Source organism: Vibrio sp. T20, assembly GCF_007858795.1.
Classification (GTDB): domain Bacteria; phylum Pseudomonadota; class Gammaproteobacteria; order Enterobacterales; family Vibrionaceae; genus Vibrio; species Vibrio satsumensis.
In genome coordinates this window covers 157,888-178,266 of sequence record NZ_VFEB01000125.1, presented here as the reverse complement: position 1 = coordinate 178,266, position 20,379 = coordinate 157,888, and the positions used below count along the sequence as shown (strand labels likewise).

The 20,379-nt window shown below is 43.3% G+C and carries 14 protein-coding genes; 3 read left to right on the top strand and 11 right to left on the bottom strand.

Annotated elements, in window-relative coordinates:
- Positions 1-103: 103 nt before the first annotated feature.
- Positions 104-1,834, bottom strand: a complete 1,731-nt coding sequence (ggt, locus tag FTW16_RS15075; RefSeq protein WP_146491679.1) for a gamma-glutamyltransferase — start codon at positions 1,832-1,834, stop codon at positions 104-106.
- A 621-nt stretch (positions 1,835-2,455) separates the two neighbouring features.
- On the opposite strand from ggt, the gene FTW16_RS15070 reads away from it, so the two are divergent.
- The 3 genes from FTW16_RS15070 to FTW16_RS15060 all read left to right on the top strand — a co-directional run bounded on the left by FTW16_RS15070 (position 2,456) and on the right by FTW16_RS15060 (position 5,603).
- Entirely contained in the window at positions 2,456-3,922 is a 1,467-nt protein-coding gene (locus FTW16_RS15070) for a methyl-accepting chemotaxis protein (protein ID WP_146491681.1), read from the top strand.
- Between the two features lie 118 nt (positions 3,923-4,040).
- Positions 4,041-5,183 carry a porin gene (locus FTW16_RS15065; RefSeq protein ID WP_146491678.1) on the top strand — a complete coding sequence of 381 codons (1,143 nt, stop codon included), beginning with the start codon at positions 4,041-4,043 and terminating at the stop codon, positions 5,181-5,183.
- Positions 5,184-5,192: 9 nt separating this feature from the next.
- On the top strand, positions 5,193-5,603 hold the full coding sequence (locus tag FTW16_RS15060) for a phosphate ABC transporter substrate-binding protein (RefSeq protein ID WP_086713848.1): 411 nt from the start codon (positions 5,193-5,195) through the stop codon (positions 5,601-5,603).
- 90 nt (positions 5,604-5,693) lie between these two features.
- Here FTW16_RS15060 and FTW16_RS15055 read toward each other — a convergent pair whose 3' ends face one another.
- The 10 genes from FTW16_RS15055 to FTW16_RS15010 all read right to left on the bottom strand — a co-directional run bounded on the left by FTW16_RS15055 (position 5,694) and on the right by FTW16_RS15010 (position 20,210).
- Complete coding sequence (locus tag FTW16_RS15055; RefSeq protein WP_146491677.1) at positions 5,694-6,761, bottom strand: sulfate ABC transporter permease; 1,068 nt, start codon at positions 6,759-6,761, stop codon at positions 5,694-5,696.
- A gap of 1 nt (position 6,762) precedes the next feature.
- On the bottom strand, positions 6,763-7,239 hold the full coding sequence (locus FTW16_RS15050) for a hypothetical protein (protein WP_146491676.1): 477 nt from the start codon (positions 7,237-7,239) through the stop codon (positions 6,763-6,765).
- A 9-nt stretch (positions 7,240-7,248) separates the two neighbouring features.
- Positions 7,249-10,452, bottom strand: a complete 3,204-nt coding sequence (locus tag FTW16_RS15045; RefSeq protein WP_146491675.1) for a response regulator — start codon at positions 10,450-10,452, stop codon at positions 7,249-7,251.
- Positions 10,453-10,668: 216 nt separating this feature from the next.
- Positions 10,669-11,043: a hypothetical protein gene (locus tag FTW16_RS15040; protein ID WP_146491674.1), complete on the bottom strand. Its 375-nt coding sequence runs from the start codon at positions 11,041-11,043 to the stop codon at positions 10,669-10,671.
- Positions 11,044-11,152: 109 nt separating this feature from the next.
- Entirely contained in the window at positions 11,153-13,291 is a 2,139-nt protein-coding gene (locus FTW16_RS15035; protein WP_146491673.1) for an ATP-binding cassette domain-containing protein, read from the bottom strand.
- Positions 13,288-14,874 (bottom strand): ABC transporter transmembrane domain-containing protein, encoded by a 1,587-nt coding sequence (locus FTW16_RS15030; protein ID WP_146491672.1) that lies wholly within the window; start codon positions 14,872-14,874, stop codon positions 13,288-13,290. The genes FTW16_RS15035 and FTW16_RS15030 overlap by 4 nt, the downstream gene beginning before the upstream one ends.
- Positions 14,864-16,288, bottom strand: coding sequence for a TolC family protein (locus FTW16_RS15025; RefSeq protein ID WP_146491671.1), 1,425 nt, complete (start codon positions 16,286-16,288; stop codon positions 14,864-14,866). The genes FTW16_RS15030 and FTW16_RS15025 overlap by 11 nt, the downstream gene beginning before the upstream one ends.
- The gene (locus FTW16_RS15020; protein WP_146491670.1) at positions 16,263-18,494 is read right to left on the bottom strand and encodes a response regulator; all 2,232 of its coding nucleotides are present in this window, start codon (positions 18,492-18,494) and stop codon (positions 16,263-16,265) included. The genes FTW16_RS15025 and FTW16_RS15020 overlap by 26 nt, the downstream gene beginning before the upstream one ends.
- 3 nt (positions 18,495-18,497) lie before the next feature.
- Positions 18,498-19,847, bottom strand: coding sequence for an HlyD family type I secretion periplasmic adaptor subunit (locus tag FTW16_RS15015; protein WP_146491669.1), 1,350 nt, complete (start codon positions 19,845-19,847; stop codon positions 18,498-18,500).
- Positions 19,848-19,850: 3 nt separating this feature from the next.
- Positions 19,851-20,210, bottom strand: coding sequence for a hypothetical protein (locus FTW16_RS15010; protein WP_146491668.1), 360 nt, complete (start codon positions 20,208-20,210; stop codon positions 19,851-19,853).
- Between the last annotated feature and the right edge of the window lie 169 nt (positions 20,211-20,379).

The following is a 20,379-nucleotide window of genomic DNA, read 5'->3' as shown; positions in this document are numbered from 1 at the left end:
CAAAATATTCGACTGGCTTTTCGCATCCATGAACTGCTTAGACAAGGTTCAAGCAACTAAAGACAAAATAAGGGCAAGCCTGTTACTTGCCCATTTCGTTTTATTATTCACCCATAGAGCTTGATGCACGGCGTCTGTCGGTCGCGCCATAGATCTTGCCATCTTTGACTTCAATGGCATTCAAGCCACTGATGACGGGAATGACATGCACCTGATAACCGAGCTGCATGAACTCTGGTACTAGCATTTCAGCGTAGGTTTTCTTCTCGACCAACAAACCTGTCGGATCATAAGGTTTGGTTCGATCAATCTTAGTGCCATACTGAATATTCGGCAGGTCAATCGCTTCCTGCGCAGACAGATCCCAATCGAGAATGCCCACCACAGTTTTCAACACGTACCCCGGAATTTGTGAGCTACCAGGAGAACCTACCACTAAACGCAGGTCGTCTTTTTTATCCATAACCATTAGCGGGGTGATCGCTGAGCGAGGTCGCTTACCTGCTTCAATAGAGTTTTGAGTCGGTTTACCGTTTATTGTGGGTTTGGTGGAGAAATTTGCCATTTGGGCATTAAGAACCACGCCATCGACCATTAGCCCAGACCCCATGCCTGTGCCGACGGTGCTGGTCATTGCAATGGCATTACCGTCTTTGTCGATGATGGAGATGTGCCCGGTATCTTGGCTCTCAAAACCTTGATACTGAGCGTAATCAGTATCGGTTAGCTTGCCTGCTTTTGGTTTTGTTTTCGCAATGCCAGTCTCTGGAATGAGCTTACGTCGCCCATCGATGTAGGCTTTGTCGAGTAGGGCTGCAACTGGCGCTTCGATGTAATCTGGGTCACCGGCATAAGCGATGCGATCGGCTTTGGCGATTCTCATGGCTTCGGTCATCAAGAGCCAAGGTTCAACATCGGTTTTAGACATGTCGGCTAAGTTATAGGCTTCTAACATTTCAAGGCTTTGAGCAACCATCACGCCACCAGAGGCAGGGTAACCAAAGGATACGATCTTGTTACCACGATAGTCGCTCTCAATGACGTCACGCTTTTTGATTTGGTACTGTTCAAAGTCTTCAATGGATAATTTTGCGTGGTCTGAATCGATGCCACTGTTGACCGTTTCGACAATGTTCTTACCAAACTCTCCACCATAAAGATATTTGTCACCTTGTTGCGCAATATTGGTCAACGTATTGGCAAGCTTTGGATTGGTCATCAAGGTGCCCGTCGGTTTGATTTCGTCGTTATCCCAATAGAGCGCTTTGATTTCTGGATCTTCAATTAAACGGTTTTGCTCACGAACCACAATGTCATAGGTGTAACTGTTCATTGCATAACCTTTACTGGCAAGCTCAATCGCAGGCTGCACCAACTCAGACCAAGGTAGCTTTCCGTATTCTTGATGAGAGCTATAGAGCAAACGAAGCGTACCCGGTACCGCGACAGATCTTGGCCCTAAAATCTCATTTCGACTGAGTGCCTTACCATCTTCCATAAACATATCTGGAGTCGCACTTGAGGGCGCTTCGTCACGCCCATCGATTGCGAGGAATTGGTCTTTGTCATGTTGATAAAACAAAGCAAACGTCCCGCCACCAATCCCCGTCATATCGGGCTCGACGACTGACATGGTCATTTGCATCGCCACCATGGCGTCGATGGCATTACCGCCTTGTTTCAGTATCGAATAGCCAGTGCTGCTGACATAGGGGTTTGTCGCACTAACCATGAATTTGTCACCTTCAGTATTCGGCATGATTGGGAAAGGGCTGGGCTCAGCAGCAAAACCCACCGCTGAAACCAAGCTTAAAGATAAAGTTGCTATACGCATGAGTTCTCCATTTAGAGGTTCAATTTAGTCGCTCCAAGGTTGACTGAATAAAAAAGAGTAAGTTCGTGAGCCTGCTACCTTCTTACACAAACCTGACGGTGTTGACAGAGTTATTAAATTGTAGGGCATGTGGAGAATTTAGTTATTGGGGGTGTTTGGATAAGCGTGTTTTTATATTTTTCAACTCGACATTAAGCCCATGGAATACGTGCATTGAAATATAGTGAGCGAGTATAAATCCTAATTAACATTAAGTTTTAAACAGGTTGGTAAGTTTGGAATTAAGCGATATTTAATAAAGTTAAAAATTAAAGCTTATGATTTATATGGTTAATTTTTAGGTTGGCACAATCTATAAACAATATTTACATATTTGTCACTATTTTTGTATTGACCGATTGAATAACTGGTCAGATCTGTTATTGTGCGAAAAAATAATAGTGCGGTTTGTCATACTGTTTAGCAAGGAAGCTTATGTTTACACTATCGATTAAGAATCGAATTTTGGCGTTATGTTTAGTTTCGTTAGTAGGGTTTATTAGTATTCTATTTGTCGGTGGGGATACACTGACTAGCAACACTAAGCAGGTTAATAGGATTGACCAAGTCACTTATCCCGTAATGAATGCGGCCTCTTTAAACAGTGTGTTGATCTCCCAGTTGGCGGAGCGTTTTAACTTAGCTGTAACGCTTGGCGATGAAGAAATTTTGGAAATGAACAAGCAAACTCTTGCTGCGATTCAAAGTAACTTCAATATTCAAATCACGCTGGATCCTTCTCTGCAGAGTGAATCGACACTTCTGCAAAATAAAACTAATCAATATTTTGAACTTGCTTACCAAATTGCCCAAGGAATGATCGATGAGGAGATCAGCCTTAGTGAGGCCGGTCGTTTGGCAAAAGAAAGTACAGCGATTTTGGATGAGCTAACCCTAGGCATGCTTGAGTTTGGTGCAGACCGACAGTCTGAGTTTGAGAATGCAGTGGAAGATTTAGAAGCCAATAACAAACAGGCTAACCAGATCATGAGCATTTCTGGCGCTGTGGCGATGCTTGCAATGTGTGTCTTCGGATGGTTAGTCGTAAGAGGAATTCGAGCGGATCTGGCAAACATTAGCGATAAGATGCACGATATCGCTGAGGGTGATGGAGATCTTACTGTGCGTCTTCAGCACGAGAAAAATGACGAACTTAAGCCTCTGGTGGAGTCATTTAATAGCTTCGTGTCTCACCTACAACAGAACGTAACTCACACTATAGACAATGTTACTCAATTGGACTCTATCTCTGGTTCTCTCGTTAAGTCGAGCCAAGTCACAAGTGAGCTTTCCACTAAGCAACACCTTTCAATTGAAGAAGTCTCAAGTTCATTAAACCAATTGTTTCTTGCGGCTCGAGAGATTGCAACGAATGCAAATGATGCGTCGTCTTCTGCTTCTAGTGCAAGCGAACAAGCAAGCTTAGGGGAGCAGCAAGTTGAAAGCACGATTCTTGCGGTGAAAGAACTGACGAACGATGTCGGTAATGCATCAGAAGTTGTGAAGCAGTTGAACGACAACACTCAGAGTGCAGGCTCAATTTTAGAATCGATCAGTGCGATTGCAGAACAAACTAACCTCTTAGCACTTAATGCGGCAATTGAAGCTGCACGAGCAGGAGAACAAGGTCGAGGTTTCGCGGTTGTAGCTGACGAAGTCCGAACGTTAGCGTCAAGAACACAAACCTCTACCCAAGAAATTCAGTCGGTACTTTTACAGCTACAAGAGCAAGCGCAAACAGCCTCTACCATCATTTCTGAAAGCGTTGTTAAAGCTGAAGATTGTGTAGAGAAGTTCCTAGTCGCTGAAGGGTCGCTGCAAAGAATCACATCAGATGTCACCGAAATCAGCCAACGAAACGAAAGTATTGCTGCCGCGACGGAGCAGCAAGAACAAACCTCGACTCGTATAGAAACCTTTGTAGAAGAGATTCGAAAAATGGCGGAAGGTACCAGCAACAGTGTGAAACAGGTAGATGCTGTGGCTCATGATATCCAAGAAGTTACTCGTAATATATCTACATTAACTGGCCACTTTAAGGTGAGTTAAGCCCCCTAGAATCATTCTTTCTCTCTTTATGGCCATGCCTCAAGGAGGGCGGGAGTATGCCCAAAATTTGGGTTAATTACATAAAAACAAGAAACAACATAACAAATTGGAGTTAGTTATGAAGAAGACAGTGGTTGCTGCCCTAGTAAGTATGGCGTTTGGAGCAAATGCTGCAAATATGGATAATCTTCGTATTAGCGGGTTTGGTTCTGTAGGTATCGGTAAGTCAGATAATGCAATCGGTTATGCAGGCTACACGGATGAAAAACTAGATTGGGAGCAAGAAACACTAGCGGGCTTGCAGTTTGATTTTCAGGTTAACGAGCGAGCGAAGTTCGTGACGCAAATAGTCGCAAATAGCCGTTATGACTATGACCCAAAAATTGAAATGGCTTACGCGTCTTATGATTTTGATTCATTTACTGCTCGTGCAGGTAAGCTGCGTCTACCTCTGTTCTTCTATTCTGACTACACCGATCTTGGCTATGCGTATCCTATGATTCGACCTTCTCAAGAATTGTACGAAAACATTGTTTTGAAGGGCTATACGGGAGCTGATTTATTGATTCCGATTGAACTTGAAGATTCAAGTATTCTTCTTCAGCCATTGGTTGGTGTTGGCACGATTGACGAAGAGGATTCAATTGTTGGTGAAGTTAAACTGGATCAATTATTTGGTTTGAGTGCGAACTGGAACGTCGATGATTTTACTTTCCGTGGTTCTTATTTGGTTGCGGAATCGAATCCGTCTTGTGATTTCCAGAACCCACAATCTAGCCCTTACTGCCAGTTAGGTGCTTTACTTGACAGCCAAGACGGTCAGTTTATCTCTCTGGGTGCGCAATATGACAACGGTGATCTACTTGTTAACGTAGAAGCCGCTGACGTTCAAATTGAAGGTCAATTTTACGACTATCAATCGGTTTCTGGCTTGGTTGGTTACCGAATCAATGAGTTTACGCCTTACCTTTCGGTTAGCTGGGTTGAAACCACCGATAACGATGAACGTGAAAATATGACGATAACGGCAGTTAAAGAGTCGATGAATTACGAGCGTATCTCTTACTCTATCGGTAACCGCTGGGACTTTGCTAAGAATATGTCGTTAAAGGCTGACGTGACTTACGTAGATTACCGCGATACGAGTGGTGGTTTCCAAACCAATGTTGAGACGTCTGCCGTCAACCCATTTATGGCGACGGGGAATTACCTTGAAGACAGCTCAATTGTCTATTCAGCACGTCTTGATTTCGTATTCTAAGGAGGTCACATGAAAAGTTTACTGACAGCAATAACCATAGCGGTTCTTTCATTTAATGCTTCTGCAGGCATGGTCGTTATTGGTAACAATGCAGGTGTTGATTCATTATCAAAATCTGATGTTAAAAAACTCTTTATGGGTAAAAAGAGCAAGTTATCAAATGGTACGAAAGCACAAATCGTCGAACTGACTGATGGTTCTGAGGGGCGACTAGCCTTTCACGAGGTAGCAACAGGACGCAGTGAATCGCAGCTTCAATCTGCTTGGTCAAGGCTAGTCTTCACAGGTAAAGCAGAAGCTCCAATTCAAGTCGTAGATTATAGCGAAGCCATCACAACGGTAGCGTCAAAAACCAACGCCATTGGTTACGTTGATGAGTCTGCACTGACGGGGGATGTAAAAGTGCTGTTTAAGTACTAAATCAGCTTCTGATTGATGATAAAAAAGCCCAAGGCAAAGAGGTTGCCTTGGGCTTTTCGTTTCACTGAGCATACGTTTTCGTGGTAGAGGTTAGAACACGAAACTCAGCATAATAGTATAGAGTACAGCATCTTTATCATCAAAGCCTGTCAGTGGATTGAAGTCCTCGATAAAGGCTCCATTTGACTTACGAGCTTCAAAGTATTGTACTTCACCATTGATAGAAACGTTCGGCAATACGTCGTAATCGATACCAATCAAATAGCTGTTGCCTGTAAGGTGTTCGTTTGAGTTAAATTCTGCACCGTAAACGACATAAGGCGTAAACGAATTCAATCTGTAGCCCAAACTTGCATACATTGATGAAGAGAAGTCACTGATTTGTCCTTCACTTGATAGTACCGCTTGACCAAATTCATACTCAGCACCCAAAGACCAAAGCTGGATGTGTTGGTTGTCTGCAGTAGGCAGCGCACCAACGTTTTTAATCTTTACAGTCTGATCAAAGTTGGAATCGAGGAATGACAAATTCCAACGATAGTTCTCTCCACTTAACTGAAGGTTGGCACCAAACATGCGGTTGGTTTCAAACTCCAGTTCTGTACTCGAATTAAAATCGACTTCGTTTTTGTCTTTTACGCCGAAGAAAGGGGAGAGTAACAGCGTTGCCTCATCACTCACATCGTGAGTCCAGCTGACTTTAATCCCGTTAAATGCGGTGATACCCAATACGGCGTTATATACTTCTGTCGGTGGCCTCGCTGTCATGTAGGCTTGGCCGACATAATAGTACTCAGAGGTAAGAAACAGTGGCAGTCTCAATCGACCGATGCTGACATCAAAGTCATTGAATTCATAGCCAAGGTAAGCCCACTCAAGCTGAGGGTCACTCCAATCGTATTGGGGGGCTTTCACCACTTGAACAGAGGCTTTGAATGAGTTGTAAAAGTAGTCTAATTGAACGCCAAATGTGGTATCACAGTCGTAGCAGCTCTCATCAGTAAAGCCTCGGTTAATGATGAGTGGATTATCATTGTCTGATTTCGCCCAAGATGTTGAACCAAAGCCACTTAATGACAAATTATCGGTAAGTTCAATAATCGCAAAAGCCGGAGAGGAAATCGAAGCACATAGCACTGACGTAATTATCTTTTTCATATTATTTCTCCGAACTTATAATGTAGAGAACGTTGGCATTTTGAGGAACCGAAGAGAGTGGGGAGTAACCAATACGGTTTGGTTTGTCATCCAGCCAGTCCACTAAGCTATCGGTTGATGCCGTTTTGATTTCTCTTGGGTAACGCGCTTTTCCAGAAAAAGATAAGCCAGCCCAGTGAGCGTTCATTTGAGCGGCATTTTTCCCAAGCAAAAGCTGATAAAACTCTCCTCTTTCGGTGCTGTTCTCAGGCCAATCAGACAGTTCAACACGCTTGCCATTGAGGCGTTTAGTTTTACCTCTATATAGCTTTCTTGCTTTGTTTATCGATATCTCTTCAAACCCTGTGTCTAAAGTAAATATTGCGTAATCTTCAGTGGCATGAGCAGGGTTGAAAATAAGTAAACTTCCGAATAACCCTAGAACTGCTCGTAGCAGAACTCTGCACTGGAGTGATTTCACTGTTTTGATCCAATCCATTAGTTTCTCCTAACAAGTCGCACTTTCTATTTGGTGGAATAGCTTTTCTTTTCTTACGGGTTTCGCGACGTACCCATCCATTCCGGAATCAAAGCACTTTTGAATATCATCATCAATTACACTAGCGGTTAACGCGATGATAGGAGTCTTTGTTAAGCCTAAGTTTTTCTCGTGTTCTCTAATCTCCCTGGTTGCGGTGAAACCATCCATCACAGGCATCATGCAGTCCATTAAAATAATGTCGAAGCTACTGTCGTTCTGATACATATCAACGGCGATCTGTCCGTTGTCCGCAATTTCAAAGGTATATCCTGCTTTCTTAAGCATGACTGAAGCAACTTTCTGGTTTACGCGATTGTCTTCAACCAAAAGGATCTTCTCTGACTTGCTTGGCACAACGTTAGGCTCAGCTTGCTCTGGTAATGTTTTCTTGGCTGTTTGTGCACTATGAATAGGAGTAACGGTTGAACTTGTTGATGCTGCTGGCGCGGTATGCGCAGCTGGCAGTGGCATCGCTTCTACAGCCGCAAGCACTTTCTCCTTCAACATCTCGAATTTGAATGGTTTTGGCACGTAGTCGTCCATACCCACATCGAAACACTTTTGAATATCGTCATCAATCACACTGGCGGTAAGAGCGATGATAGGGATGCGTCGCGTAGCATTGGTCTCTTTTTCAACTCGGCGAATGTTGCCTGTTGCTTCAAAGCCGTCCATAACGGGCATCATACAATCCATAAGAATGGCGGCGTAATGTGGGTTTGCGGTAAACATGTCCACAGCTTCTTGGCCGTTATTCGCAAACTCAAATTCAAATCCACTTTTTCCAACATGAAGCCCAGCAATCTTCTGGTTGATCTTGTTGTCTTCAACGATGAGGATTTTGTGTTGAATCTCTACTGGTGGCCGGCTTGCCTCTGATAGTTCCGCCAAACCTCGCGTATCACAAAGCTCAATAGCTTTAATTAAACGCAAGCCGAGTAGGGGCTGTGCGACTTGTGCTGTAACGCTGTCACCAAGATCCGCTGGCTCACTTAAGAAGGAACGTATCAAACAGATAGTGATGCCGTTTTGGTACAGCTTAGCTAAGTTATCGGCGTGGGAGTTAGCTAGGAATGCGTCATCTTCAGCGAAAACGACAGTGATAGGTTTAGTGTGTTTTTGAGTGGCGAGTTGTGATGTAATTACAGCAGTGTCGTTCGTTCGCTGAGTCACTTTTAAGCCATAAAGGTTAAGATCCCATTCTATTCGTTTAGTCAGTATGTTTTCGTTACCCAGCACATAAATATCAGACGTTGCTGTACTTGGTTTCGGTAGCATAATATCGACGGGTAATTCTAAGTCGAAGTAGAAACAGCTGCCTTCGCCCTTGACGGAGTCGAGCTGAATCTGGCCACCCATAAGTTCAACCAACTGTGTGCTGATGGCTAGGCCAAGACCAGTACCTCCGAATTGGCGTGTGGTTGAATCATCTTCTTGAGCAAAGGGTTCGAATATTTGTTTCTGTTGTTGTTTGTCGATCCCAATACCGGTGTCTCGTACACCAAATCTAAGGGTGACACTGTTTTCTGACTTGTTGAACGTTTGGATTGATAGGGTGACGCCGCCTTCTGCAGTAAACTTCACTGCATTCGACATAAAGTTCATCAAGATCTGTCTTAAACGGTGATCGTCTATCATCACGCGTGCCGGTGTGTCTGGGCTGATATCAACATTAATTTCTATTTTTTGTTCTTTCGCTTTTGGCGCCACAATCGAGGCTATGTCGTATATCGATTCTCTGACGGATGCGGAATGCGGGCTGATTAATAGCATGCCAGATTCAATCTTAGAGAAGTCTAAAATGTCGTTGATAAGGCTTAGAAGCAGTTGAGATGAGGTCTCAATGGTATCGACGTAATCTCGTTGGGTTGGTGTGAGCGGTGTATCTGACAGGATTTCTGAGATGCCGATAACCCCATTCAATGGGGTACGAATTTCGTGTGACATGTTAGCCAAGAAGCTACTTTTGGCCTTACTGGCTTGTATCGCGTGGTCCTTCGCTTCTTCCGCGTCTTCTTTGGCGCGCTCTGCGTCTTCTTTAGCAAGCGTTAACCTTTCCTTAGCGTGTTCTCTTTCAATGGTTAGCCGTTCAACTTGTTGAGCAAATAGGCTGAGTTCGTCTTTACCCTGAATGAGCTTGTCTAAAGAAGGGCGTGTTTCATCGTTTTCACTCTTCAAGAACTTAAGTATCAAGCCTAGGTTGTTGGTTACTTGTCTCGCTAAGCTTAGGGTTAACCCCATGACAATGGTAGCGAGTAGGGCAACGATGGAGATAAACAGTGTTCGTTGTACTTGCGCGTCTGAGATCGCTTGCTCAACTTCTTGTTGGAACTCTTGCTTGATAACAGTGCCGAGGCTTTGTAATAAGCTGAGACGAGCACTCATCGCTTCCAAGCCAACAGAAACTTCTTGTGGTGTTAATTGGCTGATTGCGTTTAGGTCGAGTAATGCGTTTCTGATCTCTTGGCTTTGAGCAAACACATCGCTTCTGAAGACTTCAACCATCAGCGACACTTGATGTTCGTTGGCATTCAATGAAACAAAACGTTCTAGAAACAATTGCTGTCTTTCGCTCAAGGTTTTGATTTGTTCAGCAAGTTCGGGGTCGTACTCTTGGCTAGTTTGGAATATTTCAATCAGAGAAGTACCCAGCTTGAATTCCTCGTTTGACCAAAACATCAACCATTCAAGTTGTTGTAGTGCGGTGAGGTGTTGCTGAATTTCACGTTTGGTGTTTTGAAATGGGACTTTTTCTATTTCAAGGAGCAGCTGTTTGTATAAATCGCTCTGCCACTCAAGGGCATCTAATTTGTCGTAACTGTCAGTGGCTTCCATTGTCGATAGAGTAGCTTCGCTGAAGTCGGCAACAAGCTGGTCCATCTCACTTGAAGTACGCAAGAAAATAGTGGGAGATAGGTTTTTTAGTTCTGCTTTAACTTGGCTACTTTGCCTTGCGAACTCTTCTGGACTAGAGGCCAAAGTACTCCGATAGAGAACGGAAATATCTTGAAGATAAACAGATAACTGATTTGTTCGTTCGAAATCGGTTAACTGAGTCGTCAAGATATATGCTTGTCTGCCAGCAAGGAAAAGCAGTAGTGAAATGGGAAGTAGAACTAAGCCAAAGAGTTTATGTTTGACTGAAAGGTTATTCCAGACCGTAATCGCCATATAAAGGATCCATCCAACTGTTTTTATATAAAAACAGTAGAATAAAAATGCGGATATGGAAACCTTGAAACGGTAAATTTAATGGAAGTGTGGGAGGGGTATAACTTCTTGTGATTCTGTAGCTTACCTATAAAAGGAATCCATTTCTAACAATGTATAGTGATTATCAGTAGGTTTACTTTTTATGCTTATTGATGAATAGCTTAAAAAGCTGAGTTAATGAGGATGATCTTTATCTTGTTTTGCTTCTAATAGAAGTTGCTTCAGTGCGTTTTTTGCGGAGGGCTCTAATGTCCAAACGCTGAGCATTCTATTTAACGCAGCGCGATAAACTCGATTTTTTAATAGAAAGGCGAGAGTGCTCGCATCATTGTTCAAAACGTGTGTTTGTATGATTGTAAGCTCTGGTTTATTAGCGATTTCAATTTTCTGCAGGTTGAAAGCGGGCAGGAATGAAAATTCGTACCAAATTTCAATGATCTCTCGGAGCTCGATTTCTTCTTCAGGCACGTCACAGTCCTGAAGCATATGATTTTCAGGAATTGCGGATAAGTAAGCTACATCAAGCTTGTCTGCAACGAATGTGTACATTTGCTTCCTTGTTATCAGTGATTTTAGAGCGAATCATCTCTCTCACTTATGTTTTTGTCAATTACATCCATTTATCGAACGAGTAATCTGTGAGTAAGCATCGCTGTGTTTAACTTAGACTGTTTAAGTATTTGTCTGTTAAGCCAAAATATTTAAGATTCCCGTCAGGCTCTAGAACCAAACTCATATTGGAAGTGGCGATCAAGCCAGGATCATTGGTTGAAAAAATGACTGTTTTGCTCAACAACTTATCGCTGAACAAACGGTTAAAATACTGCGCGTTTTCATTTTCAGCCCCATTAAAGGGTTCATCAATGATGATCAGAGATTGCTCACAGTTGCCTAAACCAAGCGCCAAACGCAGCTTTTGCTGAATACCATTGGGAAGGCCTTTGCATTTATCGACACTCAATTGAGTTGCCAAGCCTTCCGGCAGCCATTCGTCTAATTCGAAGAAGCTCACCATCTCCTGCATTTTCTCTGTGTGAATCAATCCATTGTGCAAAATGAAGTTGGTTTCCAAAGAACCTTCGAAAATGTGCAAATTGAAAGGGATGTAATTGATTGATGTGCGATAGCGATAGCTATTGAACTGTTTAATGTTGTAACCATCGACAGACACTGCGCCTTGATAGCGGTCTTCTAACCCTGCAATGATTGAAATTAGTGTGGTTTTTCCGCAACCCGTAGGGCCACAAACGACCATTTTGGCACTGGCTGGGACTTTGAAACCAAGATTGGTTAAGCCGGTCGCCGCTCCCGCATATCGGTGGCTGACGCCGCTGCCCACAATGTTGCCTTGGAACAAGCGAATAGGCGGGCTTTTCTCCAAGGTTAATTTGTCATCATTCATCGACATCAAGTTGTTGATCTGTGCTGATGAAGCCTTGATCGACTGGAACTTAGAAATTGAGTTATAGATGCCCATGATTGGGCCTAACGCTTTCCAAACCAGAATAACGGTCGCGAGCATAGCACCAGCATCGGAAGTGCCTTCCATTACGCCAATGACGGCTGTCACAATACTTGCCGTACCAATCACTTGAATTAAACTGCCGCCAGCAGCCTGAATCTTACTGTTAGTTACGGCAACGCTCTCCGCATCACTGGTGCTTTGCATATGGGAGGCACTAAAACGAGATTGAACCACGCGCAACAAAGGCAAGCCTTGAATAGTCTTAATACCGCGAAGGATTTCATTCCATTGGTAAGAGACCATGGCGTTAGCGCGAGAGCTTTTAGATGTGGCTTGTGAGTAGATATAACGAGAGTAAATACAGAACACTAACATCAAGATTAAGCCGCCTATCACCACAAGTGCAGCGGTGCCAGACATCAGAGCAATCGCAATGATGAATACAATCACAAACGGCATATCAAAGTAACTAAGGGTCGATTCTGCGGTCACTAAGCGGCGGAAGGTATCGATATCTTTCAAACGAGCCAACTGAGACGAAACCCCTGCGGTTGAAGTCATTGCGTAGGGTAGCCAAAGCAGTTTCGATATTACGGCTTGAGATATGTGCACCGCGAGATCTTTACCGGAGGTGGCAATGATGTTGACTCGCATCTTTTTGAAGAAGTATTCCGAGAAGCCAACGATCACGGCAAATAGGGTCAACCAATAGAGTGTGGCTTGAGAGCTCGAAGTGAGCGCGAAGTTATACACACTCATAATGAAGAACGGTTGTAACGCTCCCAAGATACTGATCACAAAGCTGAGGATGATCAGGCTTTTGAGTTCATTGTTGTAACGATAGAAAGCGTACTTTATCCAATTGCTTCTGTCTTGAGATTCCGGTGGTGGTTCACGGAACAAACGAGAGTATTCACTAATAGAAATAAGCAAACACGGCTTTTTACACATTGGATATTCAATGGTGTTGTTGTTCGTGTAATCAAACAGGATCAACTTTCCATCTTTGGTGCCTAAGAAGATCGCACTAAGGTTCTCTATCTCAATAAAGCATGGGTGAGGGTATTTATCGATATTCTCGAGTGTCTTTAGCTTGGTTATATCACAGCGATATCCAAGACGCTCTATAGTTGCAGTAAAACTGTCGCTGTCTTTTGGCTGAGGAATAAAAGCGTCACTGAGTATAGAAGGCGTACCCTCCCATTCCAGCGCTATCAAGGTGTAGGCTAAGCCGCGAATCAGCGGCGACTGACCGTAGCGTTCATCATAAGCACTTGATTCAAAGTCCAACACACGCTGCGGAACATTGTTGAAGTCAACTAGGATACTCATTGGTCACCTCCGGTAAGTTTTACGCGTTTGAGGCGGTGGTTAAGTTTATCCATTTTATTACTGGCGATGATTAGGATTTTGTCATTGGCACGATAAGCTGTACTGGTGAGTACCATTCGTGCAAATTCTTCATCAAAGACACAATCGATGTCATCAAATATCAACACGCGTTTACTGGCGAGTAGAGCACGAACCAATAATAAGGCATATCCAACTTGGCGAGAGAATGGATTACGCATATGCCCTTTGAGTTCCGTATAAAAACCAGCAGGAAGTCCGTCAATTTGCGCTTTGATATTCATGGTTTCACACAGTGTAAACGCCGTATTATTCAAACTTGGTCGGAAGCAAGTTAGGTTATCAATAATAGTTCCTTCAACAAACGAGCTTGTTTTGTCGACCATCAACACGCTGTTACGCCAAACGTTGTAGTTCACGTCATCCAGAGGCGTGTCATTAATCATGATGTCGAGTTTGTTATCGCTGTTCTGGCGCGTAATACAGTTAGCGAGGTGGGTCTTACCTGAACCACTTTTTCCTGTCAGCAAATAGGCTTGGCCGAGTTCGAACTCGATACGTTGTTTTTCAGAATACTTAACCGAAATACGTTCAACTTCCGTTGTCTCATGTTGATGATCAACAGAAGCCGCAAGCTCAAGCAGTTCGGCGATACGTTGTATGTGGAGTTTGTTTAACTCCCAGCGACTCGCGGTGCGCATCACTTGTTGGTAAGGCGCAAAATAACGGTTGGTCAGCATGATAATGGCGGCCATGATGCCTTGACTCGATTCCATGTTGATAACGGCTGTTGCCAATACCACAACAACACAAGCAATGGAGAGCTGTTGGATCAGCGCCAATATTAGGCTGAAGTTCGATTCAATCTGCTCATATTTAATGTTCTCAACTTCGCGCTCTTCGACCATTTGTGTCATCAGACTTTCAACTCGGTACTCCATGTTTCGAGCTTTGATATCAAGTGGACTAGAGATAATCTCAATGATTTTGGATGTGGTTAAGCCTTCGATATCGGACTTATTCTGTAAGCTGCCAATCTTTTGTTTGGAAAGGCTCCACGCGAAAATAGCTAAGATCAGCGACGCAATCAGAAGCGTCACACCAGCCCATATGTTAATTAGGCCAATAATTAGGATGGTAATCACACTGACGGCTAGGTTAATCAGCGCTCGAACCGATTCGCCACCAAAGAAGGTTTTAAGCTCTGGAATGGTTGAGATTCGCTCAAGGTATTCCCCCGGTTCTAAACGACGGAATTTAGAGATGTCAGCCAAACAGATGGATTGAAATACCTTGTTGGTTAAGTTGGTCTCAAACTGCCTCATGATGACAGAGGAAATTTTCTCTTCCTGATTTTTCAGATGATAGTCGAGGAAGATGGAAATCAAGATAATTGCGAACAATAAGAAAAGAGTATCTTGTGCTTGGTTGGGTAACACTCGGTCAAAAATGATCAGAATAGAGAAGGGCAGCACCAAGCCAAACAGGGTTGATATTATCGTTGAGAAAGTCAGATAGCACTTATCAGCCATATTGATCTTTTGCGAAAACTGCTCAGTTTGCATTGCGACCTCCTTTTCTCAATGACTCCGTTGAGAGAAGGTGTTTCGGCACCAAGTCTTGATTGTCTCGTCCCTCAATATCGCTCATTAATTGCATGATGCTCTCTATCGATTGAATTGAGAGTATCCCTTTAATTTGCTCAAGCTTGATGGTCTCGATGATGTAGTCGTATCGTGCGCTTTCATAGTCTCTCAAAGCGCTGAACAGTTTACTTTCCGCTGCCAGCAAGTCGGTGATGGTACGCGTGCCTAATTGGTAGGCTCTTTGGATCCCTTTATAAGAGGCGTAGTTGGCGCGAATGATATTTTCGTAACTGCTTATAGACTGCGAGAAATCGTTAATGTTGAGCACTGAGGTATTCACGCTGTTACGTGTGGTATAAAGCGAATCTTGGTAAAGCAGCTCAGTACGTTCGATGGCCGTCGATGATTTTTGATAGCCATAGTAATCAGAACCACCCGACAAGATAGGCACGGCGAGGTTTAAGCCAACACTGGTTGAGTTACTTTCGCCAGTTGCTGTAATGTCGGTTTTATCGTAGTTATTGGCGTCATCGTGTCGATAGCTGGCTGAAAGCGACACGGTCGGTAAGAAGTTCGAACCGCTCTCTTTTAAGCTTCTGCGGCTCCTCTCTACGTTTTTCTTTGCCACCAACAAGTCGTTATTCAGCTTTAACGCCTGATCCATGATCGTGCGTTGCTCGGTTTCGTTGATCTCTTTTAAAGGCACGCTTTCGTATATGTCTTGCGACGGAGTGATAGGGTATTGAATTTGAATAGAGAGCCCGTTGAGAATGACACGTCGATCTTTTTGCAAGGTTCTTAATCGGTTCGACACACCTTCTTTCTGAGCAATCACTTCGTACAGCTCACTGGCGGCGGTGTTACCTAGCTCTACATTGCGTCGCATTTGATGTTCACGCGTTTCAGACGATTTAAGCTCTACCTTGGTCGCTTTAATTTGGGCGTTGTTTTTTAAATACTCAAAATATTGAGAGCCGATTTCTGAGATTGTGCTTTGGATTTTGTTCTCGTGTTTAATCTCTTCAATATTGAAGTCGAGCTTAGCTGTTCCATATTTGAAAATATCGCCCAGATTGAAGACCGATTGGGAAAGAGAAAGGCTGTAGCTGTTTGAGTTATAGCTAGAAGTCTCATCAGGCACACTCGATAGCAAAGTTTCATTTTCATTCCATGTGGTATCAGCAGCACCATTTAAAGAAGGAAGAAACTTAGAGCGACTGATACCAATGTTGTATTCATTCTCTTCCACGCCCTTATCACTGGCGCGAAGAGACAGGCTGTTTTGCAGGCCGAGCTCTACCGCCTCCAGCAGGGTAGTCGCCGATGCTGAAGGTGTCGTGCTTAATGTAAGCGCAGCTATGATGCCGCTAGTTAAGTTTCTGTACTGCAACATACTTGTTGATCACCTTGATGATTTGGTCGCTTTTATAAGGTTTGCTGATCACGTAATCCATTCCCGCTTCAATACAAGCCTGATGTTCGTTACTGCTGGTCAATGCGGTTGCACCTATGATGGTGCAAGGTTTTTTCTCGTTTTGTTGTTCGAACTGGCGAATGCGTTTTGTTGCTTCGATGCCCCCCATCCCCGGCATGATGCAATCCATGAAGATGATGTCAGAACGTTTATTCATGAAGTGTTTCACTGCGTCAGCGCCATCGCCAACCATGTCTGGTTCATATTCTTGTTTGGTAAGAATCCGTTTAAGTAAAATCTGCTGAACTCGGTCATCCTCTACGATAAGGAAAGAGCTGTTCTCCATTTGCTCTTCCGAAGCTTCTGCTTCCATAATGGTGAGTAAGTTAGGAATAAACTCATAGGGGATAGCAGGTGAGTTGATGATCTTGTCGACGAAGCTATGGCACTCTTGTGCTTGTTGAGTGTTAGTCACTGACAGTAATAGCTTGGTGTTTGGGTAGTTCTTAAGCTGAGATTTGACCGTTTTGCTCAACGACGGCAGCTTGTTAGGTTCAAAGGTATCGGTCAGCATAATCGCATCGTAATCACCGAACGTTTTCGCCGCTGAGAAAAGCTCATTTGCAGTACGAATCTCGGTTATGTCTAGTCCTAAGTTACTGAGCATTTTCTTCATCACATCAATACGGATTTGAGTATTGGCACACAGCAGTAAACGCTTGCCATCGAAGCGAGTCTTCTCTGTGTGAAAGTTCTTAGCCTTAAGATCGAGTTCAATCTGAAAACGTTCCTGAGCCCCGGATTGGAACCAGTGACTCTCATAATATCCGTAATCCTTCAGAACACTTTTCGCCAAGTCATCGGTGTTCGCAGTATGGTCTTTGTGATCGCTCCAATGGAGTTTATTGAGCTTGGCAACAGAGACATCCAGCGTTGATAAGAAGTTGAGGTTGATGGTGACACGGGTGTTTTCCATATCAGAAGCCGCGCCAGATTCAATCGTCACAAATAGTTTCTTATTTGATTTGAGTTGAATGGCATTGGAAAGCTGCAGGAACAATATCCAGAACAAGCTGGTGGATTGACCTTCTACACGATTGGGTAAGTTGTCAGAGATAAAGCAGTCAAGTTCACCTTCATTTCGTTGAATTTTGGCGCTGATATGAATCATCAATTCCGACAATACGTTGAGTAGTGAAAATTCTTTCGATTTACTTTCCGTACCCTGTGAAATCAAACGGTTATAGTTTTCTGCTAACTCAGATAAGGTACTACACGCTGAGGTAATATCCTTCGCCATCAATACGCCACTTTCATCGGTCTCTTGTACTAGGTACTGAACACCACCGTTGATGGTATTGGTGATCCCACGAATCTCGTAGCCAATCAGTGCGTATAGTTGTTTGTAGAGATCGTTATTGCGTTTTTGGTCTTCCAGTTTACTGAAGATCAACTTGAGGTGAGAGTAGATTTGGCGTTGTTTGGGGTTGATGCTCACTTCATTAAGAAGCTCTTCGAGTCTTTGTAAATCGAGTTCCTTTAGCTCTTGATACAGGGCATCAAACTCATAGTCGATTTCTCGCTCGTTAGAGCTGGATTTCTTCAGTTTCAACATGGCAACTGAGTTAGAGAAAACGGCAATCACGGCCAATATCACGACCACCATAAACAACCAGACAAAGAACTCATTTTTCTCTGACATTAAGTCACTCGCATGGTTGTTGAACATGGTGCGATAGTTGTCATCCATCTGTAGGTACTTGTTCGTCAGCGATAGGTATAAGTCGAGTATGTCATTGCGTGTTTTAGCGCTGTCGGAAAAGCGATTGATAGCTAATTCAAGTTGGGTGTATTCGGTCGCACCAACCAAACTGAATTCGGTTTTGTTCAAAGAGGCTAAAGAGCGGAATTCATCAATCTCACCCTTCAAAGTAGACAGGTTAAAGTCACTGGTACTGCAATTGTTGGCTTTTAAGCAGTGCTGCAAGGTTTGAATGTCAAATTCTATGGTCTGATTGAGCTTTTGGGCTTGTATCAGAAGTGGGGCGCTTTGCACTTGCGCAACCGAGTCGACTTTTGACCAAGAAAAGTATAAATAGAAAGCGAGAGCTGCCAGTACGACACTAAACAAAATGCTGAGTCGCAAGGCCGGTACGGAAATGTTGTAAGAAGGTTTTCCGCTCATTGATTACCTCTCATCGAATGCATCTTCGATGGCAGACATCACAGGTTTCGCTGCGTATTCGATCACGCGACGCGAGCCTGTTTTTACATCTGCGGTAAATTCCATATAGGGCGATAACTTGTATTGAGTGCCTCCTCGTTCAAGAAAGTTTCGATCAATCTCAATCTCTGCCAAATAGAATTCAGCATCTTCTTCTTCATAGGATGAACGGCTGATTGAGGCGATGGTTCCCTCAACAAATCCATATTTTGCGAAGTTATAGGTATCCATTTTTACTTTTACCGCTTGGCCAATTTCAACAAACCCCATGTCTTTACGCGGGATTTTCGCTTCACCGTGTAGGGAGTTATTGATTGGTGCAATATCAGCGATACTCTCGCCGGGTGGTATTACCGCAGAGCGGAAGTTGAAGTGTAACTTGTCGACCACACCATCCACTGGCGAGTAGACGATTAAGCGATCAACCTTGTCGGAATGTTGTGGTTGAAGGATCCGTTTCAGTTTGAGATCTTTATTGGCTTGAATGATTTGTGCTTGGTACTCGGAGTTACGGTTCTCAACCAAATCTCGATGTTGTTTCTCGAGTTTGTCGAGTTGGAAACGTTCGTTCATGACCGACTCATCAAGGTTTTCAATCTCACGAACCATATTGGATTCTTGTACTTTCATATTTAGAACGTCGACATATGACGCCATCTCTTCTTTATAAAGCGTATTTTTGATGTCGAGTTGTTTGCGAATTAGCGATAGTTGGTTATCTGAGCTTTTACGACGCTTTAGCATTGATCCAATCAAAGAGTTTTTGTGTTTAATATCGTGAGTGATCAGCTCTTCGTTGGAGCGGTTCTTCGAGAACTCTTGCTGCCACGTATTCATGTTGACTTGAACTTGTTCTGGGTAATTTTCGATGTAAGAAGCAAAGTTTGGTTCGACCATGTCACGCAAGCTTTCATAACGGATTTTATCGAGTTCCAGCTGAATGATTTCGGTATTCACTGTATCGAGTTGGGTGTTACGGTCGAGTGAACGGATTCGAGCAATAGGCTGGCCTTCATACACAACTTCTCCTTTTCTCACTAACAGCTCTTCTAATATCCCACCCTCCAGATGTTGAACCTTCTCAACATCAGACTCCAATAGTAGTTCGCCACGTACAGAAACAACTATGTCGATGCGTGCTTGTGACGCCACGGCGATAGCCACCAAAGCAAGTAGAAAAATGATGAGTAACGTCTTGTGAACGCTAGTCATCGCACTTGCAAGCACTATGGTGTCATCTGTTGTGACCTTGGAAGCCTCGTTGTTAGAAACGAGTGCTTTTCTGAGGTGATGTTCTATTTGTTTATTGCTCATGACCTACCTCGATGACTCGTCATCTACAACTTCCTTAATATCCAACAAGTGATGGATTTGTCGATTGACGTTGTGCAATTCAGTTTTTACATCCTCTAAAAGATCTTCTGGTGCAGGGAATTCGTGCTTACTCAAATGTTCCAATTTGGCCATTTTAGGCGGAAGATCTTGGTCGCATAGCAAGGTTAAGATGGTCTTCAATTTTTTTGAATAACTGCTGAGTTCATCAAAACGATTACCTTTATGAAGCTCTTCTATATTTAGGGCTGCATCAGAAAAGTCATTGTAAAAGTCGCCTAATAGCAATTGCAGCCCTTTGTGGTTGTCGTCGACTGAGCGCAACAAATTCGTCATGTCTATCATTGCTCCACTGCCTTAATTGCTTTAATCACAATAACTAAGGATGTTTAAAGGCAGTTTTCAAATTTTTTTTGATTCTTTCTCTTTAAAAAGAAAATATGAAAAATGTTGTATAAAAATTTGGTTTTTCAAAATGGTGTCCTTTAATGCTTCTAAATACGATCAGTTAGCT